Here is a 24,546-nt window from a genome sequence, read left to right as displayed (position 1 = left end):
TCTTTCCCTACACGACGCTCTTCCGATCTGCCATGTCCTTTGTTTTAAGATAAGAACTAACTCCGACTGCCGCTATCGATAGCAGCAGCAGGGTAAAAAACAGTGCCAATAATCTTTTGCCCAGGTTCAGCTTATGGCTGAAGGCTGCCGCAAAGTTGTCCAGCCGCTTCTGCATTTCTCCAAAACCCCCAAAGTATCATACTAATGACCTATAAGGAAATTATACAGACCAAATGTAAATTGTATGTAAAGATTGGATGAAAAGTAACGATTTGTAAATTTACAAATGAACGTAAAGTAGGCTGCTTTAATATATTGGTTAAATCGAGGCTTTATTTTACAAGAACGGGGGAAGAACATGACCAATTTTCAATACTTTACGGGAACCGTTACGCAGATCTCTGACTTTAACGGAGACGGCTGCCATAAAATCATTTCTGGTGACAATGGAATGGGGGGAACTGCCAATTTCATCGTATCTCCTTCCACTTACGTTTTAGATCAAACCATGCTGTCTGCGGGGGACATCATTACTGGATATTATGACGGCAATGCTCCTGTTCCGCTGATATATCCTCCTCAATACCGTGCGCTTGTGGTCGTAAAACATACTTCTCATCAAAATGTGAAAACAGACTATTTTAATAGCCAGCTAGTCAGCAGTGATGGCCAGCTGCAAATAAACGTCTCACCGTATACCCAGATGGTGCTGACAAACGGGCAGGCTTTTACCGGCAGCCCCGCAAACAGAGACTTAGTTGTCATCTATGGTCCTTCTACCAAAAGCATCCCTGCCCAGACTACACCTTATAAAATCGTTGTTTTGTGTTTATCTGATCACAGGTAGCCATTTTTGTGAAGGGACCAAGGAAAAAGCCCCCATCTTATCGTGATTGGGGGCTGATTATTTTTCGGATAAGAGCAGATCAATTTCTATTTCTGGGCTGGTTGTCCGAAGCTGCCTCGGGTTCGGACTCCATCCTTTCTTTTCTCGCGCTATCTGTCCGAAGCATCTCTCAGACTCCAATTGGAATACTCCTAGACATGATTTATGTGGTTACAGGATTTTCAGTTCATCCGAATTGCATACAATGACTTTTACTCATCATCCACTTCGCCGTCGCCAATTTCATCCTCTTCTTCTACATCTTCAACCTGTTCGTCCTCCTCAGGCTTTTCATCGTTTCCACAGCCCGTTAGCGTTACGAAATATAGAGATAGAAAAAGCATCAATATGAATTTTTTCATTTAAATAACCTCCTTTCGCTTAGTTTTTCAAAAAGGCAAACTTTCTATGTGCTGTTAATAATATACAGATACTCCTTGCTTTTGAATAATTGCAGCTGGATAGGAAAACACTTTTAAAAAGGCAAAATATGCAGGATTCCTTTTTAAGCAGATTAAAGGATGTGCCATAGATGGATTTTTTACAGAGTCAGCACTCACTTTCTGCCATAGAGTGGGGACTCAGGGCTGTCATCGCTTATTTCTTCTTAGTCATTGTCGCCAAAGTGCTGGGACAGCGTGCCATTTCACAATTAAGACTCCTGGATTTAGTAATGGCTTTAGTCATAGGCAATATCATTGCTCATCCTTTATCAGATGAGGAGCTAGGACTAAAAGGTTCAATTGTTACAACCATTGTACTCGTGGTTCTTTACCTGATCAGTTTATTCAGTATTCTGAAATGGCCAGCGGTTAGAAGACTGGTGAACAGCAAGCCCATCCTCCTAGTGCAGAATGGTGAAATCATATACAAAGGCCTAAACAAGGCAAGGATCTCCATTGATGTGCTGCTGGAGGAATTACGCGAGAAAAAAGTAGACGATGTAAAAAAGGTGGCGCTAGCTCTATGGGAAGCCAACGGGAGCATTTCTTTCTTCTTAGACCCCAAATATGAGCCCATTACACCTGATTTCCTCCAAAGGAATGCTGAACCATTCGATATGCCCAGAACCATCATTAAGGAAGGCAAAGTGGATAAAAAAGTGCTGCAAACTATACAAAAGGATGAAAACTGGTTAATCGCCCATTTAGAACGTTTCTATCAGACAGAAATAAATAACGTTCTGTTAGCTACCATGGACAGCAAGGGGACCTTGAAGGTATTTTTATATCATTAATTTGGGCACTGCCAAAGACATGTCTCTCTTTTATGGAATAGGCCTGTTGATTGCCATTAAGGAAAAATGGCTCGAACAGCCGCCACAGGCAGCGGGGAGACGGATATAAGATTTTTCACCATTCTGTCACAACTTTCCCCAACCCCCCTGTCTTTTACCCCCCTTTCATTTCGATTATCAGAGATGAAAGGGCGGTGCAGCGATATGAATCTTAAATCAGGCAGTGTGGACCAGTTGTTGAAAATAACAAAGCGGGAGGTGAAAGGAATGAGGCCGGATTCTTTGGAACCCGGCCTTTTTTATAGCTTGTAAAATAGAAAGGAGCATACAGGATGGAACAGATGGTCACCTTGATCAGCGAACTCGGCTTCCCGATTGTGGTCACGCTTTTTTTACTGAACCGGATCGAAGCCAAGCTTGATGTGGTCGTGTCCTCAATCCAAGGATTGCCGGATCGGCTGAAAGAATAGAAAAGCGGAAGGCGCCTTGCCCATTCCCGACAAGCATAAGTCGAGCCCTGCAAGAAGGTGTTCTTCCCTTCTGGAGGGAATGGCTTACGTCTCGAGTCCCTAGGAGCCGCAGCAAGACAAGCTTGTGACCTCGAGGGGCAGGCGCTGGAGAGCTAGACAGTTATCTAATTCCAAATGCTAATACTTATTTGAATATCTGGGACTCCACTAGCTGCTGGGGAGTCCTATTTTTTTGCAACCGGAATCCAGATTTCACTGTGAAATACCGGGGAAGTGGTATCTTTACTTTCATTCCAGAGTATTTCCGGCCCTTCTATTTGCTGATAGGAAGAGGAAGGAAACCATTCCGAGTAGATGCGTCCCCAGATATTCTGAAGCGTTTCAGGGAATGGCCCCACGGCTTCAAAAACTGCCCATGAACATGCTTCAACCTCAAGGGACGCCATACCCTCTGGACATTCCTTCGTGGTAGCTGCCCCTATATAATGATCAAGCTCCCCCTTTTCTTCCATTCTTCCTTCAGAAAAATTTGCTGATGCACTAATCAGACCCAGGGGAACTGTATTCGATACACTTTTAAGTTTAATAATCATATGTTCATCTAAGCTCTTCCACATGGCTGCAATTTCCGGGTTCACTCCGTTAAAAATGATCGGCACCCGCTTCTTTAAGCCCACAATTCGAAATGCCTTTTTTTCCTCAATTCGATAATTCATTTCATTTCCTCCCTTAATAGATAAATGGAAGGTCATCGGCGGATAAGCCTTTAGTGCGTGGCCATTGCTCCTTGCTTCTGATGGAGTGATGCCATGAAGCTGCTGGAATGCCCTCGTAAATGAATCAGGTGAGCTATACCCATATTTGAACGCTACATCAATGACCCTGGCATTCTTATCCTTCAAATCAAAGGCAGCTAATGACAGCCGTCTCCTGCGGATATACTCCGAAAGAGTTACACCTGCAAGAAAGGAAAACATTCGTTTGAAATGGTATTCCGAGCAATACGAAATCTTTGCCACTTCTTTGAAGTCTATCTCACTCGTCAGATGTTCTTCAATATACTTCATTGCCCGATTCATATTTTGCAGCAAATCCATTTGGATGACCTCCTCTTATCTACAGAATAGCAGGAGCTGCAGGGTGCGGCCCGACAATCCATGCACAAGAATGCAGGGTTACGTTACTCACTTTTATATTTCTTTTTTAATGTGTCAGAGAAAATGGCACCGCGAAGCATTAAGAATAAAGGACCGAAATTCCAGAAAAACGACCCACGAAGAGGGATCTCTAGTTCAGTAAAATGATTAAGTCCTAAAATGCTTAGTTTAATGATTAGCATAGCGGATCCTATCAGAAATAAACAATCAAAAAATACTTTCAATCTTGGATAAGCTAATTGTCTGCTGTCCTTAATCACTTTCTCCGTCAATTCCTCATCACTCCTTAATAATTCATCAATCGTAACCTCAAACAGATCACTTAGTTTAATAATAATTTCTATGCTGGGATAGTTCTGTCCATTTTCCCATTTGGAAACAGACTGGCGGCTCACAAACAGCTTTTCAGCCAGTTCCTCCTGTGACCATCCTTTCTCTTTCCTCTCCTTTTTAAGCTTCTCGGCAAAAACCATATTCACAATCACCTTTCTGCAAATCGATACTCCCATTATGGTGAATTTTTTGGCCAAAAGTAAAGATAGGATTGGTTGCAGGGGCCGCACGCATAGGTTGCAGAGCTCTACCACTGGTTTTTCAGCATATAAAAAAGAACCTTTAACCCGCATTTAGGGTCAAAGGCTCCATCTGGTAAAGATCAGGTATAGGCAAGCTCTTTTTGATTTTCCGCTTCGCTCAATCCCAGCACCTGCGCTGTTGATTCATGAATCTCACGGAACAGCTCAGGGTTTTCCGACAATGACATGCCGTAGGACGGAATCATTTTCTTGATTTTAAAATGCCACTCTTCCATATACTGCGGGAAGCATTTTTGCAATACTTCAAGCATGACGTTTACGGCAGTTGAAGCACCCGGAGAAGCTCCGAGCAAAGCAGCAACTGAGCCATCTGAGGCACTGACTACCTCAGTACCGAATTGCAGGGTTCCTTTTCCGGCAGGCGTATCCTTGATTACCTGCACACGCTGGCCTGCGACCACGACACTCCAGTCATCACTCTGTGCGTTAGGAATAAACTCGCGCAATTCTTCAACACGCTGTTCATGGGATAACATGACCTGCTGAATCAGGTATTTTGTCAGCCCCATTTCTTTTGCACCAGCTGCCAGCATGGTGATGACATTATTCGGTTTAACGGACTTGATCAGGTCCATATTGGAACCTGTCTTTAAGAACTTTGGCGAGAAGCCGGCAAATGGTCCGAACAGCAGGGATTTCTTGTTATCAATAAACCTTGTATCCAGGTGCGGCACGGACATTGGAGGTGCGCCTACCTTCGCTTTTCCGTACACTTTTGCATGATGCTTCTCGACAATTTCCGGTTTGTTGCAGACAAGGAACAGTCCGCTTACCGGGAATCCGCCAATATGCTTAGATTCAGGTATGCCCGTCTTCTGCAGCAGATGCAGGCTTCCGCCGCCGCCGCCGATAAAGACAAACTTCGCCTGATGGTTTTCGGTTTTACCGCTTTCCATATTTCGAACTTTTACATTCCATGAGCCATCGCCAGCACGCTGCAAATCCTCAACGCTGTGCTGATAATGAACATTGACATTTTTACTCTTTAGATGGCCAAACAGTATGCGAGTTAACGCACCGAAGTTGACATCCGTTCCAGAGTCGATTTTAGTAGCTGCGATTGGTTCGTCCGAAGTGCGGCCATCCATCATCACCGGAATCCATTCCTTCAGCTTTTCAGGGTCATCGGAAAATTCCATGCCCTGAAATAGCGGATTAGCTGACAGCGCTTCCAAACGTTTTTTCAAAAACGATACATTTTCTTCCCCTTGAACAAAACTCATATGAGGGATTGGCATAATAAAGTCCTGCGGATTGCGAATCAGGTTGTTTTCTACAAGATAAGCCCAAAACTGTCTGGAAAGCTGAAATTGTTCATTTACATTAATCGCTTTAGTGATATCTATTGATCCATCGGATTTTTCAGATGTATAGTTAAGCTCGCACAATGCAGCATGTCCCGTCCCTGCATTATTCCATTCGTTAGAGCTTTCTTCTCCTGCGCTTTCGAGCTTTTCAAACACTTTGATTTCCCATTCAGGTGCTAACTCTTTCAGTAAAGACCCCAAAGTCGCGCTCATGATTCCGGCACCAATTAAGATAACGTCTGTTTTGTTCTGTACGCTGCTCATTTTAAACCTTCCTTATCCCAGATATTTGCCAAAAACTGCAGGCGCTCTGCTCAGGTGTCACCACTAGAAAGGCATCACCCAAGGACACACCTTTTCCGTCACACAAAATACACATTCTATTCTATTATAATGATTGATAGGGTAAGATAGCTAGTATTATCTGATAATTATATACTATTTTAGACAAATTAGAAAGCGGCGCGGAGATTTTCGGAACCAAAACAGCAGACAAATCGGTTCCAGTATTGGAAGGTTTGTCTGCTGTTTGGTAAAATTATGTCTTTTTAAGAATTTCCTGCACTTCATCCAGGCAGGGAAGACCGCTCATAGCGCCTTTCCTGGTGACGGCCAGGCCTCCTGACACATTTGCGAAGCGAATCATGGTGGCCATCTCGTCATGCGAATGCTCTAAAGCTTTAGAAGATTCATGTATGCGATAAAGGAGCCCGGAAACTCACATTTATAACAGAAGATGCAGCCGTCACTGACCAATGTAACGATAGTCAGCTGATTTTCAGAAAGCCGGGATATTCCTTCTTCGATATCACTGCATCCCGTTAAAAGGTGAGTTCCTCCTCAGAAAATTTTTCAATATCGGCGAAGGGGAGGGTCTCCATAACTTCTGCTTTTGCCCTTTCCTCGGAATCCCACAATCCCCCGTGTTTGTCTATTTCTAGTGTTCTGTCTGACGTGCTGGATGTATAATTATGTCTATAAATAAATTTTTTTAGGAGGCTGCTTCAATGGGTGCATGGGGACCTGAGCTATGGGAAGATGATTTGTCCTGCGACATTCAGGATGAATGGAATGATCTGCTGGATGAAGGCTGCAGTCCAAGGAAAGCGACAAAAATCATACTTGAATCATGGTTAGAGGAATTTCAGGATTATGAAGATGAAAAGGATGCCCAGGCAGACCTATCAATTCTTTATATTTCACTGGCTGCTCTGCAATTAAGGCACCGGGCACTGCAAAGCAAAATCAAAAAGAAAGCCCTGGAATACCTCGAAAAAGGCGGGGACCTTCACCTCTGGAAAGAAGGTGATAAACAGGACTATGAGGAAAGAAGAAAAGTATTGGATGAATTTAAATTGAAATTGTCTGGAGTTAAGGCTAGGTTGTTTTAGAAGGAATTGTATTTTGATAAAATTAACTTAGAGGTTAAGGAAGGAAGTGCATAATGTTACTTAAAAGAAGATCCGTACCGGATGAATTAATGTCTATGAGATTTTTAAACATCCGAATGGAGTTTACTGAAAAGGAAAGGTTTCACTACTCCAACCTTGAAAAGGACTATGAAGGAGAGGTGAAATTTGACCTTCTGGCAGAAAGCCTGGAAGAAGAGAGGTTAATTATTAATGACCTGCTCTTGGAAGTAAATAATTCATTTTTTCAAATCGATGCCTTGATCATTTCACAAGGTATGATTCATCTTTTAGATATAAAAAATTACCAGGGAGATGTTACCTGGAATCGGACAAACTTTTTAGCATGAATACCGGACGGGAGTATAAAAACCCTGTGTACCAATTAAAAAGAAGTGCCACCCTATTCCGTCAGCTGCTCCAAACCCTCAAGCAAAACTATCCTGTTGAAGCCTCCGTTATCTTTATTAATCGTGAATTCACCTTATATCAAGCCCCTTTGGACGAGCCCATTATTCTGCCAACCCAGGTAAACCGCTTTTTGAATGATTTAAATAAATTTCCATCCAAACTGAATGATGGGCACAGGAAACTAGCACAAAACCTGCTTTTCCTACACCAAACGAAAAATCCATTTACTTCGGTGCCCGAATATCAATACGACAAGCTGCTAAAAGGAATGTATTGTGAAGCCTGTAAATCCATGCTCCTATCCGTAAAGAATAATAACTTTGTATGTGGAAAGTGCGGTGGGCATGAAAAAATTGAACGAGCTATTCTGCGTAGTGTTAGTGAATTTATGGTGCTTTTTCCCGAACGGAAGATTACTACCCAAAGCATTTATGAGTGGTGCAGCGCAGATTTAAGCAAGAAGACTTTTTGCAGAGTTTTAAAGAAAAACTATAAAGCATTGGGAACTACAAGGGATACTTATTATGTTTGAATGATTCATTGATTATTTATGGATTAAGAATTGGATTCGGACTCCTTCCTTCGGTTTTCGACCATTCCTGTCCGAATGAGAACCGGATTCGGACTCCTTCCCTCGGATTTCTGCTGTTCCTGTCCGAATGGGAACCGGATTCGGACTCCTTCTCTCGAATTTCGGCTGTTCCTGTCCAAATAAGCAAAAAAACCCCCAACAGTATTGGGGGTGAAGGAAGACATCAGTCCCTCTCCAGCAGCGCAGCGCCTGCGATGCCAGGATCGGTCATTTCATATGGATCGAGGATTAAATCCAGTTCTTCTTCAGTCAGCACATCATATTTCAGGCATAGTTCCCTGATTGGAGAGCCTGTTAAAATGGCTTCTCTCGCAATTCTTGATACAACTTCATACCCAAGGTGAGGGTTAACCGCGGTGATGATGCCCACACTTTTCTCAACGTATTCCTTTAATCTTTCTTCGTTGGCTTCGATTCCTTTTACACAATGCTCTGTAAACGTATTGAATGCATTGTTCATAATGCTGATCGATTGCAGAAGATTAAAGATCAGAACTGGCTCCATGACGTTCAGTTCAAGCTGTCCTGCTTCTGAAGCAAGTGAGATCGTATGGTCGTTCCCGATGACCTGGAATGCCACCTGATTAATAAGCTCCGGCAGAACAGGGTTTACTTTTCCAGGCATGATGGAAGAGCCCGGCTGTCTTGCTGGAAGTGAAATTTCCGCTAGGCCTGCTCTTGGGCCAGAAGCCATTAAGCGCAAATCATTCGCTATTTTGGACATATTGATCATACAGATTTTCAATGCTCCTGAGACTTCTGTATAAGAATCCGTATTCTGAGTGGCATCTACAAGATGCTCTGCCCCTGTAAATGGCAGGCCGCTGATGTCGGCAATATGCTTCACCACTAAGTCAATGTATTTAGGGATGGCATTCAGTCCGGTTCCGACTGCCGTTGCCCCCATGTTCAATTCATATAAGTGCTGTTTGGATTGCTGAATGCGCTTTATGTCTCGCGCTATGACACGGCTGTAAGCTTCAAATTCCTGGCCAAGCCTGATTGGCACGGCATCCTGGAGATGAGTCCGTCCCATTTTAATCACGTGGCTGAATTCCTTTGATTTTTCAAGGAAAACGGAGTGCATATGTTCCATTGTCGCGATTAATTGATCCATCAGATTTAAAACCGAGATATGCATTGCTGTCGGGAAGGCATCATTCGTCGATTGTGACATATTGACATGAGTATTAGGGCTGCAATGTGAATAATCACCTTTTTCAAAGCCCATGATTTCAATTGCACGGTTTGCAAGGATTTCATTAATATTCATATTAATAGACGTCCCGGCACCGCCCTGAATTGGGTCAACAATGACCTGATCATGCCACAGTCCTTCAATCATTTCATCCGCTGCCTGTACGATAGGGTCTCCAATACCTGAATAAAGGCGCTTAACCTCCATATTTGCCAAGGCCGCTGCCTTTTTCACTATTGCCATTGCCTTGATTAACTCCGGATGGATCCGGTAGCCTGTAATCGGAAAGTTCTCAACCGCACGAAGCGTCTGAACGCCATAATAGGCTCCAGCCGGAACTTCCTTAGAACCTAGAAAGTCTTTTTCAATTCTGAAGCTGTTCTTTGCTGCTAGCATATACTTCTTCTCCTTTATATAAACCTTTCAGATATATATAGGTTTTGTAATACTAATCCTTCGTATCCACTATAATCCGGATGGAGGGAATAAGCAATGGTTATGGAACAATAATAAATTGCCTTTTTGGATTGCTGATTTCACCCTTTAACTGCACTTTGCCAACTTTCTTATGCAATTGACATAACCTTAAATACGACCTAATATTTAAATTGCCTTTTAAACCGGAAATAGCTGCTTTCGTGATCTTATAATAAATTTGTCTATTCCCTAAGAAAGCTTTATTCAGATGAGCGTATTCTATTGATTAAGAAGCTCATTGTTTAATTTATCCGAAACCGAACCTTAGAGATAAACCAATCAATTCAAATATTTAATCAAGCTAGCGTGTTTATTAAAGACAAAGGAGAAAATCAGCATGTCTGATCAATCAAGTATTAAAACAGCTGGACCAAAAAAACGTGCTGTTTCACTGGATCTAGCCAGAGGCACAATGCTTCTGCTGATTGCACTGGCACATGCCCCGCTCTATTTGTACACCTCCGAACCCGGGGTTATGCAAAGAGTAGAGGCTATCACCTTCCTTGATCAAATAGTTAACTTTTTTGGCCAATTCTTTATTGATAACAGAGCAAGAGCGATGTTTGCCGTATTATTCGGGTACGGGCTTTCTCTGGCATTTGAAAGTCGAGCCTCTAAAGGAATAAGAGAAAAAGAAGCCATAATGACGATAAGAAGGCGTTCCTGGTATTTGATTCTATTTGGGGTTGTTTTGGCGGTCATCATCGGAGGACAGGACATTCTTATGGCCTACGGTTTAGCCGGGCTGCTTGTGAGCCGGCTTTTAACAAGCGGAACCAAAACACTGATACGAGCCTTTATTTTTATCACTTTATTCTATATCATTTTTCTTCCGATAGCATGGGGGTTCAATATGCTGGAAGTCGGAGGTTATGGTTTCCCGCCGGAAGTTTCAGCAGCTGACACCTACCTTCACACAGCTTTTATAAGTCTAGTTACTTTTCCTTCCATCCCTATTCTCATACATTTAATGTTCCCGGTTCTTCCCTCCGTTCTGCTCGGCATGTGGATTTCCAGAAACCGGTTATTAATCAAACCGGAGAAGCAGTTAAAAACGATTTATTCCATTACCTTTATAGGATTGACCGTCTCATTGTTGGGAGCACTGCCTTTATCCCTTTTGGGAACCATATGGCACCCGGATTTATTTACAGCCGGGTTTATAAATGGACTGCACATTTTAACCGGAATTGCAGGCGGTTTGGCTTATGCTGCAATTTTCGGGATCATTGGAGCAAAGATGAAAGAGCCTGGAGGTTTTATCCTCTCCTTAACAGCCCTAGGTAAACGGTCGCTAACCTTCTATGTTTGGAATGAGACGCTTCTCGTTCTCTTCTTCTCACCAGTAGCACTTGATTTAGGAGGGCGTGTAAGCAACGGGACTGCCGCAATGATTGCTGTTGGGATTTGGGGGCTTTCAGTCCTCTTAGCCATGATTTTGGAAAAAATGAACCTGAATGGGCCATTGGAAGTATTGTTGAGGAGATTGGTATATAAAAATAAATAAATCAAAAGACGGCCAAGTAATTATAAAGTACTTGGCTGTCTTAGTTTATCTTAAGGGCGCTTACCTTGGCATGCTCACACCTAAAATCTAAAAGGATGTTTTATAGCAAAAAATTACATGCCCGTCCCATTAATGGGTAACCTACTAATTATTGCAATAAAAAAAGGTAAGAAGGAATAAACATGGACACTTATCTGCGAAGACCTCTTTCCAGAATTAATACATTTGGTATTACACATTTGAGATACCAGAACCCCTATATGGTTGCTTGGTGGTCTGCAGTTTTTCCGGGATTTGGACACTATTTGCTTAATCAGTATTTAAGGGCTACTTTATTAACCCTTTCTGAAGTAATCATAAATACTTTAGCTCATATTAATGAAGCAATGATGTATTCCTTTTGCGGAGAATTTGAGCTTGCAAAGGCAGTACTGGAACCCAAATGGGCATTCGGATATCTTTTAATATATTTAATTGCTATGGGAGATAGTTTTCGGTCAGCCTTGTTCCATAATAAGCTTTATGTTCTAACATGCATGGAGAATAAACCGATTCCCAGCATCAATATTACTGCGTCTGAAATTCAATATCTTGAAAGGAAAAACCCTGTCATGGGGGCCGTTTACTCTTTTTTCTTTCCTGGACTGGGGCAATTATACAACCACCGGTTTGGACTTGCTTTTTATGCGATGTTTTGGTGGTGGATATATCTCATGTTGTCCAGCATGCATGAATCTATATTTAGTCTATTGCACGGGCACCTTGGCCAGTCTATTTCCATGCTGCATCCACACTGGCTGTTATTTATGCCATCCGTTATGGGCGGCTCCATCTATCATTCATACATCACAACCATTGGACACAATCACCTTTTTGAGATGGCGCAGCGCCAGCTTCTTTCCATGCGTTATCAGAATGCTAAACTTAGAATTTTCCCCTAAGCAGGTGCTTGACAATGTTAATATTTGGCATATTTGAACAATCAATTGAATTAGAGCAGGCATTAGCTGAGTTAGAGGACACCTCCATTTTAAGAGAGCATATCCTTGTTGTTTTCATGGATAAAAGCCACAGGAAACAACATTACAGCCCGCTTAGGCCACATGCTTTTGAGGTAGGTATTTCATTTGCCACTGGAGCAGCAGCTATTGGAGCGAGCATGGGATTCGCTCTGACTTATGGGCCTATTATCTGGGGGCTAATTGGTGCAGTTATTGGTTTTGCCATAGGTGTTGGGTCATACTTTTTATATAAAAAACTGAAAAACCAACCCAGTCAAAAAAGAAATAATCATGAGGTTACAGTTGTTATACAGTGCCAGGAAGAACAGACTAGACTTGTTAGTGATTTATTATGGAAATACCAGGCACTTTCAGTGGGATATGCCAAAAATCCATCCTGAAAATCTGACTCAATTGAAATTAATATTTAAGACTAGATTCTCGATTTTTGCAATCGAAGAGAGTTAAGAACGACCGAAACCGAGCTAAAAGCCATAACAGCCCCTGCCAGCCAGGGAGCTAAGATTCCGAATATCGCAAAAGGTATGCTGATAATATTATATAGAAATGCCCATACAAAGTTTTGTTTAATATTGGACATCGTAGCTTTACTGATCTTAATGGCTTCCGCTACCTTACTCAAATCGCCTTTTATCAAAGTAATATCCCCAGATTCAATCGCAATATCGGAACCGGTGCCAATGGCAATTCCGACATCTGCGACTGTTAGGGCAGGTGCATCATTAATCCCGTCCCCGACCATTACAACGTGTTTTCCTTCCTTCTGCAGGGTTTGAATGATTTCTGCCTTTTGCTGTGGTGTGATATTGGCCTTCACCTTGTCAATTCCGGTCTTTTGGGCAATCGTCATGGCGGTCTCCATATTGTCTCCCGTGACCATTATGACTTCCATTCCCATCCCTTTTAAAGCAGCAACCGCAGATTTTGATGAGTGCTTTACTTCATCAGCTGCAGCAATGATCCCAGCAAACACATGATTGATTGATACGATCATCACTGTCTTACCTTCTTGTTCAAGTCTTGCAATCTTTCTAGCTGCTCTAGCCGGAATGAAAAGCTTATTCTGAATAAAGTAAGTTGGATTAGAAATCAGCACCTTCTTCCCATTTACAGACCCCTTGATCCCGTACCCCGGAATCGATAGGACTTCACTTGCATTTGAAATAAGGAATACCCTCTTTTTCGATTCTTTTACAATTGCTTTTGCAACAGGGTGCGCCGAAGCACCTTCTACAGCACCTATTATTTCAAAAAACTCCCTTTCACTAAAATATTCAACATATGAGTCCGTTACCTGGGGTTCTCCTTTTGTAATCGTTCCGGTTTTATCCAATAAGATGACGCTGCTTTTCCCTAAAATTTCTAGAAATTTCCCCTCTTTAAAAAGAATGCCTGACTGTGCTGCACGTCCGCTTCCTACCATTACAGAAGTAGGAGTAGCCAGTCCGAGAGCACATGGACACGCGATAATTAATACAGCAATCATCTTCTCCAGAGCTTCGCTTAATTGCCCCGGCTGGATCATCATATACCACAGAATAAACGTAAACACTGAAATAAAAATAATGATCGGGACAAATATACCTGTTATTTTATCTGCTATGTGCTGAATGGGTGCCTTAGAAGATTGTGCTTCCTCCACAATTCGAATGATTTGTGACAGTGCAGTCTCAGATTCTTTTTTGGTAACCTTTATTTTTAATGTTCCGTTATGATTAATGGTTCCTGCATATACATGGTTCCCAATGCCTTTATCAATAGGCAAACTTTCCCCGGTCAGCAAAGACTCGTCAATCATTGAGCTTCCTTCAATAACTTGTCCATCAATTGGAACCTTTTCGCCCGATTTAACAATAACCATATCTCCTGGTGATATTCTATCGACAGGGGATTGACATTCCTTTCCGTTCAAATACAATGTGGCTGTTTTCATTTGTAATTGGTAAAGCTTCTTAATCGCCTGTGTGGTTCTTATTTTCGTTCTTGCTTCAAGTAATTTTCCCAACAAGATGAATGTAATAATAAAGGCACTTGTTTCATAGAACAATACAATCGAATGGGGACGATCTAAGGAGTGTAAGTTAGTGAAAGTTAAGTAATGGCTGTAAAAAAAGGCAGCTGATGTGCTTAGCACCACTAAAACATCCATATTGGCACTTCCGCTTTTCAATGATTTCCAAGCCCTTTCATAAAATTGGAATCCTATTATAAATTGAATGGGAATAGTAAGAGCAAATTGGAAGAGGGGATTGATGAATAGCTCTGGCACTTTAACAAAAGATACCCACTGAAAGTGGGTAAACATAGCCCATGCCAGGGGGAAAGTCAGCAATGCCGATACAAAGAACCTCCACTTTAGAGCCTTAATTTCTCTAAGCTTCTCCATTTCTGACTGTGAGTTATTCTGCCTATCTATTTTCGCATCAAATCCAATTTTATTAATTTTATTGATAATTTCATTGATACCTATCTTATTACTGCTAAATGTAACGCGTCCCTTTTCAGTTGTTAAATTTACATGAACTTCCTCTACCCCCTCGATTTTTGAGACTGCCTTTTCTATTCTTGCTGCACAGGCGGCACAATGCATACCCCTAATTTCTAAATGGTTTGTTTCTTTCAAAACAATTTCACCACTTTCTTTTCCGTCAAATTAATATATTTTATTGAAGACAGGTGCTCTTTAGAACACTCAATAGATTTAATAAAAATAGAATTGATAGATTCATAGAAAAAGCCGAACCTCAAAAAAGTGAAGTTCAGCTTTATTAATGAAAACTATTTTGCTTTTCCCCTTGTGTTTCCGTTGCCTTAGCCCCAAGCCGCGTTGTCGCCATTAAAGCAGCTTTGTGAATTCCCAGCATAATAAATCCTGCCGTTGCCTGGTCATAATTTGTATTAAAGGGAGGGGGAAGTATAGTTAAGGATATTGATTGAGAGGGTATGCAGAGATGAGATGTTATTTGGGTAAGGAAGGGGTTGTTTGCTCCATCTATGAAAGCGCTGAAAACGAATAATAAACAAGCTGGCATTAAAAGAACACCACTCAGGAATGCATACCGTTGCTTTCGTCCCTCACAAAGCCGCTGCTTTAGATCAGGCGACACAATCGGCCACCACATACTAAAAGACAATACCAGCAGTAAATATATATATCCATTGTGAACAATAGGATTTTGGGAAAAAACATTTAAAACAGCCGGTAAATGATACATCAGGAACAATACTGCAAAAACGATTAAGGAAATCTTTGGAGTAAAAAACCATTTGCTTATTTTGTTGACCATCGAAATTTTCCTATGAAACAAATGACTGGGAATTCCTAATAAAAAAAGGGGCGGGACAATAAAATATATAATGCTCATTTGAATCATGTGCAAACTGAATGAGAGGTGACTTATCACTGTTAAAGGACTGCCGATGGTTAAGTATAGCAAGCCTAAACTAAAGAAAAAGAATAGAGGCTGTTTATGATACATTTTTATGTCCGCAAGACGAGTTGCTGCTAATACATACAAGACGGCAATACCCATTAGGCCCAATAACAATGGCGTATTCCACATAAACTGGTCTTCAAGTAAAACATTATAAAACACGTAAAGCCTCCCCTCTGTTTGAACAATAATTAAATATGTTTTTTACCTATATATAATTATGTTTGAATATGTGATTTATAACAGCATCCCCCCGAGACTTCCACAATTTAAATCAAACAAAAAAAAGAGAAGAGAAAATGATCTCCCTTCTCCTTTTATATTATCCTGTTGCCCATCAGAATGTCTTGTTATTCTGGTCTATTTCCGCCTGGGAATTCTATCCCCAGTTCTGTCAATTGAGCCTGGGCCTCTTCTCTGGTGATCGTTCCACTCCGCTCCTTCTCCATAATTTCCTGGGCTTTTGTTCTTGTTTCCTCATCCAGATTGGAGAACATATTATCGCCTTCCTGCGGGGGCTGACCGCCCTCTCCTCCGCCCGGTAATTCTACCCCCAGCTCAGCCAGCTGAGTCTGCGCCTCTTCTCTGGTAATGGTTCCTGCCCGTTCTTTCTCCATAATTTCCTGAGCTTTTGCTCTTGTTTCCTCATCCAGATTGGAGAACATGTCCCCGCGGTTTCCGCCATCCTGAGGGGGCTGGCCTCTCATCATTATGGCGCTGGCAACCGCACTGATTATTATTGGCATTTCGTCGAATGTCCTGCTGTCACTCGGTATGGTTGGTGCGTTATCGATTGTGCGCTTTCGGACCCCTATCAAAGATCCGATGGATATCGTGTATCTTTTCTGGGCCATCGTGGTCGGCATTTTATGCGGTGCCGGCTTCATCGCTCTCGCAGTTATTGGTTCTATTCTAATCGGAATCGTCCTGTTCTTCTTTATTAATAAAATCAAGATTGAAAACCCTTATCTTCTGGTGATCCGATACAGTGAAAATTCGATTGAAAACTCCTTTGGAGCACGTCATATCAGGACATGCCAAAAAGCATTCTCTCAAATCCAAATTCGTTATGCCCGGCAATGATTTTGAAGTCACCTACGAAATCCGCGTTAAAGAAAATGATATGGACTTCATCAATAACATCTCTTCCATTGAAGGAGTCAAATCGGCGATTATGTTGAGCTATGATGGGAATTTTACGGCATAATGACTATTAATCTAAGGCTGAATAAATGATGGTAAAATCATTTATTCAGCTTTTTCTGTTTACTAGCACAAGGGAGCCCTGAATTCCTTCCGATATTCACTCGGTGAGCAGTTTTTCAAGCTTCGAAACACTTTATAAAAATTGGAAGGGCTCTGAAACCCTACCTCATAGCAAATCTCAAGATTTGTCAGCGCAGTGCTTTTAAGGAGATGAGCTGCTTTATCGATACGAATTTTTTCTAAATAAGTACGGGGTGTTTCAGAGGTTTCCTGTTTAAATAAGCGCTCCAGATAAAAGGGACTTAGGCCGACTTGATCAGCTATATCTTTTAATCCCAAATTCCGTTTATAATGATTGACCAAGAATGTAATGATTTCTCTGACTAGGGCAATATGCGGGGATTGCTCCACTTCTGGCTGGCATCTTTTGCAGGGACGGTAACCTGCTCCTTCCGCTTTATTCTTTTCCGGGTAAAATTCTACATTTATCTTTTTAGGCTTTCTTGATCTGCAGGAAGGGCGGCAGTATATTTTCGTTGTTTTGACTGCTGTAAAAAATATGCCATCATATTTACGATCACAGGCGATGATTTTCTCCCACATCTCTTCAAATGACAGATTGATGTTTGCCGCCATTTAATCCCACTTCCTTCCTGTACTGCTCTTAATTATTATACAATATGGCAGTATCCATAGACTCTGCCAATTCACGTGCATTCTTTTCTATATATGCAATCACTTTATCAGACAAGGCATTTCCAAAGCTAAAACGCCTCACACCTAATTCTTTTAGCCTATTACAATTTGTCAGTCCCGGTAAAGATAAGACATTGAGCGGGGCACTGACATTCTTCGTGATGGCTTTAATCTCCTCGTCTTCTATTAAACCCGGTACAAAAACTCCGCTGGCTCCGCTCTCCGCATATGCTTTTGCCCGTTCAATCGTTTCCGGCAGCGGATTTTGTTTCTGTAAATACGTATCGGTTCTGGCGTTAATATAAAAATCCTTATAGCCATTGTTTTCTAACGATGCTCTTATATTTCCTAAAAGGCTGCAATGCCAGGAAATCTCTTTTAATCCTTTCTGCTTTTTGAAGGAATCCTCAATATTGATGCCGGCAGCCCCTGCATCAGCCGTCTTTAAAACATGATCGACAATCGTTGGGATATCTTCCCCGTAGCCTGCTTCAATATCAGCAGAAACAGGAATTTTCACATTCTCTGCTATGGTTTTGATGATCGCTAAATGTCTTTCAAAATCAATCAATTCTCCGTCTGCATATCCCTGTGAACCAGCAATCCCCCAGCTAGTCGTGCCAATTGCTTTAAACCCTGCTTTTTCAAGTGTTAAAGCGGAAAGCAAATCCCAGGCGTTTCCCAGGAATAAAAGTTCATTTGAAAAATGCAGCTCATTAAATCTCTGTATTTTGTTCATTATTATCTCCTCCTAAAAGTTGTTGGACTCATTTTAACAAGAGAACGATAACCATTTCGTCCTCATTCTTGCTCTTATGGTCTGTCTCTAAGAGGATAAAAAAGTGAAGCTTCATTGTGTTTCACTTTCGCCGCGGATGCTCCTATTTTGCAGATGCTTCAACGATTGTTAGCCCAACGACCTTACTCATATTCAATTTTCTATGGTATTTGCTCGGTAATCAACCTTATAAAAAAACTTGAAAGGCTGTAGCCAATCAAGGTTTATATTAAGTAACGTTATTTATTTTTGACTTTCCCTTTTCCACATACATTGTCCGTTAGTTAAAAAAAACGTGCTTGGCTGATCTTCAGAGAGGAAAATTTTAACCAATGAGCTTTCCTATGGGGTTAGTTAACATGATAGAGAGAGTTCGTTTCCCTCTGTCCCTTTTGGATGCCCCCTCAATGGCTCCATCAGCCATATCTTGAAGGATATTTTGCTCGCTCTCTGGATTGGGATTCGATATTTCTTCATGGAAATCCTTCCAGGTGAGGGCATTTGGCTGGTAATGGGTAAGAGATAAGCTGCCGCTTTGGAACATGCCGGACATTTTTTGGATGTACTGGTTCATGAGTGTTAAATCATGCAGAGAGGATCTAGTGCAGCTGTTTCACGATGGTCGGTCGAAATTCTCCAGTTTTTCAACTGTTTCCCGGCTTGAATCCAGGGCACGCCTTGATGCCTGGATAAAACGGCCATCCTCCAGCAGCGGCAGCGCGACAATATCGCTTACGGACTTCATGATCTCATTCGCTTCTTGTGTCGGTTCAGCAGTGATCTGAAGGGTATTTTTTAGCCCCTGTTCGAGCTCATGCACCAGGAATTCCTGGCGGGTGAAGCCTGCAGGGGAGGGCTCAAGATCGATTAATGAGGCTATGAAGCTCTTTAAATAGGATTTGATACTCGTCAATCCACGATTCAAGGAATTGCAAAAAAGGCTGGTGGCATTCCTGGTAAAAGGAACGAATAGCCTCGCCACCCTTCCCTTTGAAGGCATCATCAAGAGCCAACAGCTCCTGGATGGCCACCTGAACTTGAGTTATCTGCTCTTTAAGTACAGATAAATATTTGCTAGTCTCGTGGATTCCATAATCAGCTCCGCATCCCAAATTCCATTTTCTTCTATTTTCATCTTAAAGGATCCTAGCATTTAGTTGAATAGGAATTTTGGCATGAAATAGTGTAAAAGTATCCTAGAGTTTGATTCATAGTTTTTCGAATCTCGCTAGCACCTGAAATGAAAAGAGACAAGCATCAGCTAAGCCTGTCTCTTTTGTATGAAGAGCTAGAAATACAATGACAATATGAATGTCCAAATACAAACAAACACCAGCAATCCAAAGCTATACTTCAATTTCATTTTAGTCAAATCAGCTTCTTTTCCTGTCTCGCCAACAGCAGCTGTGGCAATGGCGATGGACTGAGGGGATATCAGCTTTGCCATCACGCCACCTGCTGTATTGGCAGAAAGCAATAGAGATGAGCTGGTTCCGATCACATGGCCAGCTGTCGCCTGGATGGGAGCAAATAGAGTGTTGTTGTTCACGACAGATCCTGTCATGAACACCCCAATCCAGCCTAAGAGCAGTGAAAGCAGCGGAAATATTTTTCCGGTTGTAGCAACAGCTTCTCCCAGAGTGACGGTCATGCCGCCGTACGTCATGAGCTTGGAAATACCGATAATGGCACAAATCATGATAATAGGTATCCAGAACTCTGAAACAGTCTTTTGGAGAAGCTTGAAGCCTTCACCCATATTGATACATTTTGTCGTTGCGATTGTTGTCAAGCCTGCCAATAAGATCGCTGTGCCTGTTGCTCCAATTAAGCTGATGCTGACACTAAGAGAAGATCCGGGTATACCGAAGTTAATGACTGTGAACTCCAGCAGGCCCCCTTCAGCGAAAAGACCTTTAAATGCCGGAAAACTCCATATTAAAATAAATAAGGTCAATAGATAAAAAGGTGACCATGCTTTAACAATTTCACCTAAGGAATGCTGTTCAAATTGACACTCTTTCCCATTGAGCAAAAAGATATTCTTTGGTTTCCATTTTTTCAGAAATAACGCTAATACACCCATTGCTAATAAGGAAGGAATAATATCAGCAAGCTCTGGTCCCATCAATACGGTAATGATAGCTTGTGTGACGGTGTAAACCCCAGCTGTGATCAGGATAGCTGGGAATACTTCCTTGATTCCCTTAAATCCGTCAATGAGCCATATCAATAAAAAGGGAATGGTAAAGTTAATAATCGGCAGTGTCAGAGCTGTCATGATCGACACATCCATAGATGTGACACCTGGAATACCGAACGTATCGACAATGCCGACCGGTATTCCAATCGCACCAAAGGCGCCTGAGGCACCGTTTCCGATGAGACAGAGCATCGCTGCCTGTAAAGGCTTGAAGCCCAGTGACACTAACAGCACGGCACAAATGGCAATCGGTACGCCGAAGCCGGCAGCGCCTTCGAGAAAGGCATTAAAACAGAATCCGATCAGCAGAAATTGAATGCGCTGGTCCTGGGAAATCCCTGCGATGCTTCCGCGCAAAATATCGAACTTGCCGGATGCCACCGAAATTTTATATAGCCATACAGCCATGACAATAATCCAGCCAATCGGCCAAATTCCTGCCGCAGCACCTTGAATAACACTTCCCGCCGCTTCTCCGAAGGGCAATTTAAAAATAATAAGTACGATAAAAAAAGTAACAGCTAAGTTTACTAGCGCTGCATGGATACCCTTCATTTTTAATACCGTCAGGCAAAGCAGAAATAAAAGGATCGGGATGGCTGCCACAAGGGATGAAACTGCCAGGTTATGAAAAGGATTGAACGTTTCCACTAACATATGATCTGCCCCTTTGGTCTAGGATGTCAACTCGCTATAATGCTGAATTCTGAATGTCTTTTAAGGTTTGAACAGATTTGGCAAGCTTCCTTTTTTCATCCTCGGTCAGTGACAGCTCCACAATGTTCTTCACACCGTTTCTGGTAATCACAGATGGAATCCCGACATAGACATCACGATGGCCGTATTCTCCTTCTAACAGTGCGCCAACCGGCAATACTACATTTTCATTTCGCAAAATGGCTTTTGTTATTCGGACCAGCCCCATGGCAATCCCATAGTAGGTTGCACCCTTAGCGTTAATAATTTCATATGCAGCATCCCGGACCTGGACAGCGATTTCTTCTTTTCTTTCCTCTGTTAACCTCTCTGCCACTGGGGTTCCGGCAATATTTGCGAAGCTCCATACCGGAAATTGAGAGTCGCCATGTTCACCGATAATATACGCATGAACACTAACGGCTGCTGTATCAAATTCCTTGCCCAATAAATAACGGAATCTGGCAGAATCCAGGATAGTTCCAGACCCAATAACTCTTTCTTTAGGCAGGCCGGAGAATTTCCAGGTTGCATAAGATAAGATATCGACTGGATTTGCTGCCACTAAGAAAATGCCATTAAATCCTGATTCCATAATGCTCTCTACAATGGATTTGAAAATTTTAACGTTTTTATTTACGAGATCCAGGCGGGTTTCTCCGGGTTTTTGTGCCGCCCCTGCACAAATTACTACGAGAGCGGCATCCTTACAATCCTCATAAGAACCATATCTAATCGTCATAGCTGATGGGGCATAGGTAATGCCGTGGTTTAGATCCATGACATCTCCTTTTGCTTTCTCTTCATTTAAATCGACAATGATTAATTCATCACATAAGCCTTGATTTAATAACGCATACGCATAACTTGATCCAACGGCCCCATTACCTACTATTACTATTTTGTTTCCCAATGTTACATTCATTTTGATTTCCCCCAATATCTATTTGTGAAATACTTCACATGATTTCGTAAAAAAATTTCTAATTTCGTTTTTTTCTAATTGTGAATTAGTTCACATTTAATCACAAAAAATAATTGATATAATCATTTGTGAAATACTTCACAATAAAAATATATCAATATTTTTGATTTCGTGCAAGTCTTTGCTCAAACTTTTTATAAAAGCACTGTTCCCTATAAGCTGCAGCATAAACAGGGGCTGGCACTTATCATTATTTAATAATTTCTCCCGGGATTCATCCAGATTGTCCCGATCATAGTTTCTGTATAAATGCCTTGTCCTGCCCGTATTTCTCTGTTCTATTGAATTTCCGAATAAAAATCACTCATTCTTCAGCACATCAGCAAGCCTGTGCAGAGCGTCTGTCTGCTGAATATGGTAATGGCGCCCTTCCTTCTGCAGGTACCCTTTATCACAAAACTGCACAAGAACATGCAATAAGTGGCGATAAGATACCCCTAAATAGTCACAGACGGTTACATGTTTCTCTTTATAAACATCCCCATCAGCCGTTTGCAGAATGAAATCCGCCAGCCGGTTTTCAAGCGGAAAGGAAAGACTCTGTGAATACTTTTCGGCCATTTTTGTGGCTTTCACACTTAAAAACTTGGTGAGCTCGCGCAGAAAGGTCGTATCTTCAAGCAGCCTTGAGCGGTAGTGATGCAAAGGAATCGCAAAACAGATCGTCTTCGTTGAGGCTTGAATCCCCTTTGTATAGTACACTTCATGTAATAGTTCCATTTCCCCGATATAATCATGGACATTAATGATATTGATCAAGGAAACCTTTCCATTTTGATACGTAACGTAAATTTTAGCTTTTCCCTCGATGACATAATACAAGTAATCCGGCCTCATGCCTTCGCGAATAATCCACTCATCCCGCTTATATTCGCGTACTTCCATAAACTCCTCAATCGGAGAAGAAAATAAATGCGAAATGGAGTGTTTCTCCAGGTATTGCTGCCTTTTTTCCTGTTTATAAATTTCCATTCTCCACCTCAGAATATGAGATATCTCATATTATTGTACGAATCTTCCTGATATCATGCAAATATCGGAGGGATACTTAATGAATACACAGAGCTGGATGGGCAGACAGTTTTTCAGTTTCTTTATGACATGGGGCGTTTTTCTGCCCTATTGGACAGGGTGGCTGATTCATATAAAAGGAATGACCGTTTCACAGGCGAGTTTGATCATGAGTCTAGGTTTGGCTATACGGGGACTTTCTACACTCTTTGCCTTTCCCTATTTATCAGGAAAATTCAGCAGTAAAACCCTGCTTAACGGGATGGGAATCGGCACACTGATCGCCATTCTCTGCTATATCCCGGCCAATTCTTTTTCAAGCCTGCTATTGGTAACGCTGTTTTTACATTTCTTTTACCCTGCTTTGATGCCTGCATTGGATAGTGCTGCGGGCATTCTCGTACAGAGTAAGCAATTAAGAGATTACGGAAGGAGCCGCTCCTGGGGGTCGATCGGATTCGTCGTATCCGGCATGATTCTGACATTCTTCACAGGGGCACTTGGGGACGAAGCCATATTCTGGGCACTTCTGCTCGGCGTTCTGGTATTTTTAAGTCTCGGTTTCATGAATACGCCTGCAGTTTTATCTGAAAAGCCAAATGCCGGCCAGGCAAAAGGGGCCATAATGAAATTATTCAGCATCAAACAATTCGGCCTGGTGCTCGTCATAGTCATTTTACTGCAGGCAGCACATGCTTCTTATTACAACTATGGCTATATTTATTTGCAGGAAATTCAGGCTCCAAAATATTTAATCGGCCTGATCATTAACATTGCCGTGATTGCAGAAATTCTATTCTTTTTCATTGCCGACCGGACTTTCCGCAAATTTTCAATCGGCTCATTACTGGCATTGGCAGCATTGGGCTCAACCGCACGCTGGATACTCGTATTTGCCTTTCCGCATGTGATGATGTTTGCGGTTGCCCAGACACTGCATGCCTTTTCATTTGCCATGGCACATTACGCCTTTATGAAATATTTAATTAAATACGTTCCGCATGAACAGGTGCCAATTACACAAGGGGTATACTCTGCCCTGGCACTTAGCTGGAGCACAGCCATCTTCACGATTTTTGGCGGGTATTTATATGAAATGGAACCAAGATACGCGTTTATGGGAATGGTGGTTTGTACGATACCAGCGGCGCTGCTTGCGTTCGTTTACCGGAGATTGGAAGGGAAGAATAAAGGGACGGAAACCAGACAGCTGGTGATCTGAACTGGGGACTGGCCTTTACCGAAATAAGTGGAATTATGAATGAAAA

General features: G+C 42.0%; 29 protein-coding genes. 12 read left to right on the top strand and 17 right to left on the bottom strand.

Features of this window, described 5'->3' with window-relative positions:
• Positions 1–7 precede the first annotated feature (7 nt).
• On the bottom strand, positions 8–175 hold the full coding sequence (locus ACEQ1T_RS03535) for a hypothetical protein (RefSeq protein WP_372530234.1): 168 nt from the start codon (positions 173–175) through the stop codon (positions 8–10).
• Positions 176–358: 183 nt separating this feature from the next.
• Here ACEQ1T_RS03535 and ACEQ1T_RS03530 point away from each other — a divergent pair, with 183 nt between their 5' ends.
• Positions 359–847 (top strand): hypothetical protein, encoded by a 489-nt coding sequence (locus ACEQ1T_RS03530; protein ID WP_370221771.1) that lies wholly within the window; start codon positions 359–361, stop codon positions 845–847.
• A 251-nt stretch (positions 848–1,098) separates the two neighbouring features.
• On the opposite strand, the gene ACEQ1T_RS03525 is transcribed toward ACEQ1T_RS03530, so the two are convergent.
• Positions 1,099–1,248, bottom strand: a complete 150-nt coding sequence (locus ACEQ1T_RS03525; protein ID WP_206840936.1) for a hypothetical protein — start codon at positions 1,246–1,248, stop codon at positions 1,099–1,101.
• A gap of 170 nt (positions 1,249–1,418) precedes the next feature.
• Here ACEQ1T_RS03525 and ACEQ1T_RS03520 point away from each other — a divergent pair, with 170 nt between their 5' ends.
• A complete protein-coding gene (locus ACEQ1T_RS03520; RefSeq protein ID WP_206840938.1) occupies positions 1,419–2,123 on the top strand; it encodes a DUF421 domain-containing protein in 705 nt (234 codons plus the stop codon).
• 332 nt (positions 2,124–2,455) lie between these two features.
• Positions 2,456–2,593 (top strand): YvrJ family protein, encoded by a 138-nt coding sequence (locus tag ACEQ1T_RS03515; RefSeq protein ID WP_019380521.1) that lies wholly within the window; start codon positions 2,456–2,458, stop codon positions 2,591–2,593.
• A 224-nt stretch (positions 2,594–2,817) separates the two neighbouring features.
• On the opposite strand, the gene ACEQ1T_RS03510 is transcribed toward ACEQ1T_RS03515, so the two are convergent.
• From ACEQ1T_RS03510 to ACEQ1T_RS03500, 3 genes are all read right to left on the bottom strand, one after another.
• Positions 2,818–3,690, bottom strand: coding sequence for an AraC family transcriptional regulator (locus ACEQ1T_RS03510; protein WP_206840939.1), 873 nt, complete (start codon positions 3,688–3,690; stop codon positions 2,818–2,820).
• Between the two features lie 83 nt (positions 3,691–3,773).
• Positions 3,774–4,223, bottom strand: a complete 450-nt coding sequence (locus ACEQ1T_RS03505; protein WP_370221769.1) for a helix-turn-helix domain-containing protein — start codon at positions 4,221–4,223, stop codon at positions 3,774–3,776.
• A gap of 182 nt (positions 4,224–4,405) precedes the next feature.
• Positions 4,406–5,917 (bottom strand): malate:quinone oxidoreductase, encoded by a 1,512-nt coding sequence (locus ACEQ1T_RS03500; RefSeq protein ID WP_370221768.1) that lies wholly within the window; start codon positions 5,915–5,917, stop codon positions 4,406–4,408.
• Between the two features lie 743 nt (positions 5,918–6,660).
• On the opposite strand from ACEQ1T_RS03500, the gene ACEQ1T_RS03495 reads away from it, so the two are divergent.
• The 3 genes from ACEQ1T_RS03495 to ACEQ1T_RS03485 are packed head-to-tail and all read left to right on the top strand — an operon-like array spanning position 6,661 to position 8,005.
• On the top strand, positions 6,661–7,044 hold the full coding sequence (locus ACEQ1T_RS03495) for a MarR family transcriptional regulator (protein ID WP_370221767.1): 384 nt from the start codon (positions 6,661–6,663) through the stop codon (positions 7,042–7,044).
• 53 nt (positions 7,045–7,097) lie between these two features.
• On the top strand, positions 7,098–7,412 hold the full coding sequence (locus tag ACEQ1T_RS03490) for a nuclease-related domain-containing protein (protein WP_244671220.1): 315 nt from the start codon (positions 7,098–7,100) through the stop codon (positions 7,410–7,412).
• Positions 7,413–7,438: 26 nt separating this feature from the next.
• Entirely contained in the window at positions 7,439–8,005 is a 567-nt protein-coding gene (locus tag ACEQ1T_RS03485; protein WP_370221766.1) for a hypothetical protein, read from the top strand.
• A gap of 223 nt (positions 8,006–8,228) precedes the next feature.
• On the opposite strand, the gene aspA is transcribed toward ACEQ1T_RS03485, so the two are convergent.
• On the bottom strand, positions 8,229–9,659 hold the full coding sequence (gene aspA, locus ACEQ1T_RS03480; RefSeq protein ID WP_370221764.1) for an aspartate ammonia-lyase: 1,431 nt from the start codon (positions 9,657–9,659) through the stop codon (positions 8,229–8,231).
• Positions 9,660–10,077: 418 nt separating this feature from the next.
• On the opposite strand from aspA, the gene ACEQ1T_RS03475 reads away from it, so the two are divergent.
• The 3 genes from ACEQ1T_RS03475 (at position 10,078) to ACEQ1T_RS03465 (ending at position 12,649) form a co-directional block, all read left to right on the top strand.
• Positions 10,078–11,247, top strand: a complete 1,170-nt coding sequence (locus ACEQ1T_RS03475) for a DUF418 domain-containing protein (RefSeq protein WP_370221762.1) — start codon at positions 10,078–10,080, stop codon at positions 11,245–11,247.
• 182 nt (positions 11,248–11,429) lie between these two features.
• On the top strand, positions 11,430–12,188 hold the full coding sequence (locus tag ACEQ1T_RS03470) for a hypothetical protein (RefSeq protein WP_370221761.1): 759 nt from the start codon (positions 11,430–11,432) through the stop codon (positions 12,186–12,188).
• 14 nt (positions 12,189–12,202) lie between these two features.
• Positions 12,203–12,649, top strand: a complete 447-nt coding sequence (locus ACEQ1T_RS03465; RefSeq protein ID WP_206840951.1) for a hypothetical protein — start codon at positions 12,203–12,205, stop codon at positions 12,647–12,649.
• A 32-nt stretch (positions 12,650–12,681) separates the two neighbouring features.
• Here the strand turns inward: ACEQ1T_RS03465 and ACEQ1T_RS03460 are convergent, their stop codons facing one another.
• The 3 genes from ACEQ1T_RS03460 to ACEQ1T_RS03450 form a co-directional block, all read right to left on the bottom strand.
• Entirely contained in the window at positions 12,682–14,892 is a 2,211-nt protein-coding gene (locus ACEQ1T_RS03460) for a heavy metal translocating P-type ATPase (RefSeq protein WP_370221760.1), read from the bottom strand.
• A 145-nt stretch (positions 14,893–15,037) separates the two neighbouring features.
• Positions 15,038–15,865 carry a cytochrome c oxidase assembly protein gene (locus ACEQ1T_RS03455; protein ID WP_370221759.1) on the bottom strand — a complete coding sequence of 276 codons (828 nt, stop codon included), beginning with the start codon at positions 15,863–15,865 and terminating at the stop codon, positions 15,038–15,040.
• A gap of 188 nt (positions 15,866–16,053) precedes the next feature.
• Entirely contained in the window at positions 16,054–16,449 is a 396-nt protein-coding gene (locus ACEQ1T_RS03450; protein WP_370221758.1) for a hypothetical protein, read from the bottom strand.
• Here ACEQ1T_RS03450 and ACEQ1T_RS03445 point away from each other — a divergent pair.
• Together ACEQ1T_RS03445 and ACEQ1T_RS03440 are read left to right on the top strand one after the other, a co-directional pair.
• Complete coding sequence (locus tag ACEQ1T_RS03445) at positions 16,415–16,786, top strand: DUF4956 domain-containing protein (protein ID WP_370221757.1); 372 nt, start codon at positions 16,415–16,417, stop codon at positions 16,784–16,786. The genes ACEQ1T_RS03450 and ACEQ1T_RS03445 overlap by 35 nt on opposite strands.
• Positions 16,692–16,910, top strand: coding sequence for a hypothetical protein (locus ACEQ1T_RS03440; protein ID WP_370221773.1), 219 nt, complete (start codon positions 16,692–16,694; stop codon positions 16,908–16,910). The genes ACEQ1T_RS03445 and ACEQ1T_RS03440 overlap by 95 nt, the downstream gene beginning before the upstream one ends.
• Before the next feature lie 62 nt (positions 16,911–16,972).
• On the opposite strand, the gene ACEQ1T_RS03435 is transcribed toward ACEQ1T_RS03440, so the two are convergent.
• From ACEQ1T_RS03435 to yeiL, 8 genes are all read right to left on the bottom strand, one after another.
• Entirely contained in the window at positions 16,973–17,545 is a 573-nt protein-coding gene (locus tag ACEQ1T_RS03435; protein ID WP_370221756.1) for a bifunctional transcriptional activator/DNA repair enzyme AdaA, read from the bottom strand.
• Positions 17,546–17,573: 28 nt separating this feature from the next.
• Complete coding sequence (locus ACEQ1T_RS03430; protein WP_370221755.1) at positions 17,574–18,344, bottom strand: isocitrate lyase/phosphoenolpyruvate mutase family protein; 771 nt, start codon at positions 18,342–18,344, stop codon at positions 17,574–17,576.
• A 364-nt stretch (positions 18,345–18,708) separates the two neighbouring features.
• A complete protein-coding gene (locus ACEQ1T_RS03425) occupies positions 18,709–18,957 on the bottom strand; it encodes a hypothetical protein (protein WP_370221754.1) in 249 nt (82 codons plus the stop codon).
• Between the two features lie 39 nt (positions 18,958–18,996).
• Entirely contained in the window at positions 18,997–19,308 is a 312-nt protein-coding gene (locus tag ACEQ1T_RS03420; RefSeq protein ID WP_372530233.1) for a T7SS effector LXG polymorphic toxin, read from the bottom strand.
• A complete protein-coding gene (locus ACEQ1T_RS03415; protein ID WP_372530235.1) occupies positions 19,241–19,414 on the bottom strand; it encodes a T7SS effector LXG polymorphic toxin in 174 nt (57 codons plus the stop codon). Before ACEQ1T_RS03415 ends, ACEQ1T_RS03420 begins: the two co-directional genes overlap by 68 nt.
• 257 nt (positions 19,415–19,671) lie before the next feature.
• Positions 19,672–21,243 carry an L-lactate permease gene (locus ACEQ1T_RS03410; protein ID WP_370221753.1) on the bottom strand — a complete coding sequence of 524 codons (1,572 nt, stop codon included), beginning with the start codon at positions 21,241–21,243 and terminating at the stop codon, positions 19,672–19,674.
• Positions 21,244–21,277: 34 nt separating this feature from the next.
• Positions 21,278–22,207 carry an L-lactate dehydrogenase gene (locus ACEQ1T_RS03405; protein WP_370221752.1) on the bottom strand — a complete coding sequence of 310 codons (930 nt, stop codon included), beginning with the start codon at positions 22,205–22,207 and terminating at the stop codon, positions 21,278–21,280.
• A 360-nt stretch (positions 22,208–22,567) separates the two neighbouring features.
• The gene (yeiL, locus tag ACEQ1T_RS03400) at positions 22,568–23,239 is read right to left on the bottom strand and encodes a transcriptional regulator YeiL (protein ID WP_370221751.1); all 672 of its coding nucleotides are present in this window, start codon (positions 23,237–23,239) and stop codon (positions 22,568–22,570) included.
• 79 nt (positions 23,240–23,318) lie between these two features.
• On the opposite strand from yeiL, the gene ACEQ1T_RS03395 reads away from it, so the two are divergent.
• Positions 23,319–24,500 carry an MFS transporter gene (locus ACEQ1T_RS03395; protein WP_370221750.1) on the top strand — a complete coding sequence of 394 codons (1,182 nt, stop codon included), beginning with the start codon at positions 23,319–23,321 and terminating at the stop codon, positions 24,498–24,500.
• Positions 24,501–24,546: the final 46 nt, after the last annotated feature.

This window comes from Cytobacillus sp., from assembly GCF_964223445.1.
GTDB lineage: Bacteria > Bacillota > Bacilli > Bacillales > Cytobacillaceae > Cytobacillus.
The sequence above is the reverse complement of the archived record's forward strand: the minus strand, read 5'-3'. Positions and strand labels throughout refer to the sequence as shown.

Bases quoted from the DNA above. Each gene is read 5' to 3' on its own strand.
- ACEQ1T_RS03535 (WP_372530234.1), bottom strand. From the start codon at position 175: ATGCAGAAGCGGCTGGACAACTTTGCGGCAGCCTTCAGCCATAAGCTG.
- ACEQ1T_RS03530 (WP_370221771.1), top strand. From the start codon at position 359: ATGACCAATTTTCAATACTTTACGGGAACCGTTACGCAGATCTCTGAC.
- ACEQ1T_RS03525 (WP_206840936.1), bottom strand. From the start codon at position 1,248: ATGAAAAAATTCATATTGATGCTTTTTCTATCTCTATATTTCGTAACG.
- ACEQ1T_RS03520 (WP_206840938.1), top strand. From the start codon at position 1,419: ATGGATTTTTTACAGAGTCAGCACTCACTTTCTGCCATAGAGTGGGGA.
- ACEQ1T_RS03515 (WP_019380521.1), top strand. From the start codon at position 2,456: ATGGAACAGATGGTCACCTTGATCAGCGAACTCGGCTTCCCGATTGTG.
- ACEQ1T_RS03510 (WP_206840939.1), bottom strand. From the start codon at position 3,690: ATGGATTTGCTGCAAAATATGAATCGGGCAATGAAGTATATTGAAGAA.
- ACEQ1T_RS03505 (WP_370221769.1), bottom strand. From the start codon at position 4,223: ATGGTTTTTGCCGAGAAGCTTAAAAAGGAGAGGAAAGAGAAAGGATGG.
- ACEQ1T_RS03500 (WP_370221768.1), bottom strand. From the start codon at position 5,917: ATGAGCAGCGTACAGAACAAAACAGACGTTATCTTAATTGGTGCCGGA.
- ACEQ1T_RS03495 (WP_370221767.1), top strand. From the start codon at position 6,661: ATGGGTGCATGGGGACCTGAGCTATGGGAAGATGATTTGTCCTGCGAC.
- ACEQ1T_RS03490 (WP_244671220.1), top strand. From the start codon at position 7,098: ATGTTACTTAAAAGAAGATCCGTACCGGATGAATTAATGTCTATGAGA.
- aspA (WP_370221764.1), bottom strand. From the start codon at position 9,659: ATGCTAGCAGCAAAGAACAGCTTCAGAATTGAAAAAGACTTTCTAGGT.
- ACEQ1T_RS03475 (WP_370221762.1), top strand. From the start codon at position 10,078: ATGTCTGATCAATCAAGTATTAAAACAGCTGGACCAAAAAAACGTGCT.
- ACEQ1T_RS03470 (WP_370221761.1), top strand. From the start codon at position 11,430: ATGGACACTTATCTGCGAAGACCTCTTTCCAGAATTAATACATTTGGT.
- ACEQ1T_RS03465 (WP_206840951.1), top strand. From the start codon at position 12,203: ATGTTAATATTTGGCATATTTGAACAATCAATTGAATTAGAGCAGGCA.
- ACEQ1T_RS03445 (WP_370221757.1), top strand. From the start codon at position 16,415: ATGGCGCTGGCAACCGCACTGATTATTATTGGCATTTCGTCGAATGTC.
- ACEQ1T_RS03450 (WP_370221758.1), bottom strand. From the start codon at position 16,449: ATGCCAATAATAATCAGTGCGGTTGCCAGCGCCATAATGATGAGAGGC.
- ACEQ1T_RS03435 (WP_370221756.1), bottom strand. From the start codon at position 17,545: ATGGCGGCAAACATCAATCTGTCATTTGAAGAGATGTGGGAGAAAATC.
- ACEQ1T_RS03430 (WP_370221755.1), bottom strand. From the start codon at position 18,344: ATGAACAAAATACAGAGATTTAATGAGCTGCATTTTTCAAATGAACTT.
- ACEQ1T_RS03425 (WP_370221754.1), bottom strand. From the start codon at position 18,957: ATGAACCAGTACATCCAAAAAATGTCCGGCATGTTCCAAAGCGGCAGC.
- ACEQ1T_RS03410 (WP_370221753.1), bottom strand. From the start codon at position 21,243: ATGTTAGTGGAAACGTTCAATCCTTTTCATAACCTGGCAGTTTCATCC.
- ACEQ1T_RS03405 (WP_370221752.1), bottom strand. From the start codon at position 22,207: ATGAATGTAACATTGGGAAACAAAATAGTAATAGTAGGTAATGGGGCC.
- yeiL (WP_370221751.1), bottom strand. From the start codon at position 23,239: ATGGAAATTTATAAACAGGAAAAAAGGCAGCAATACCTGGAGAAACAC.
- ACEQ1T_RS03395 (WP_370221750.1), top strand. From the start codon at position 23,319: ATGAATACACAGAGCTGGATGGGCAGACAGTTTTTCAGTTTCTTTATG.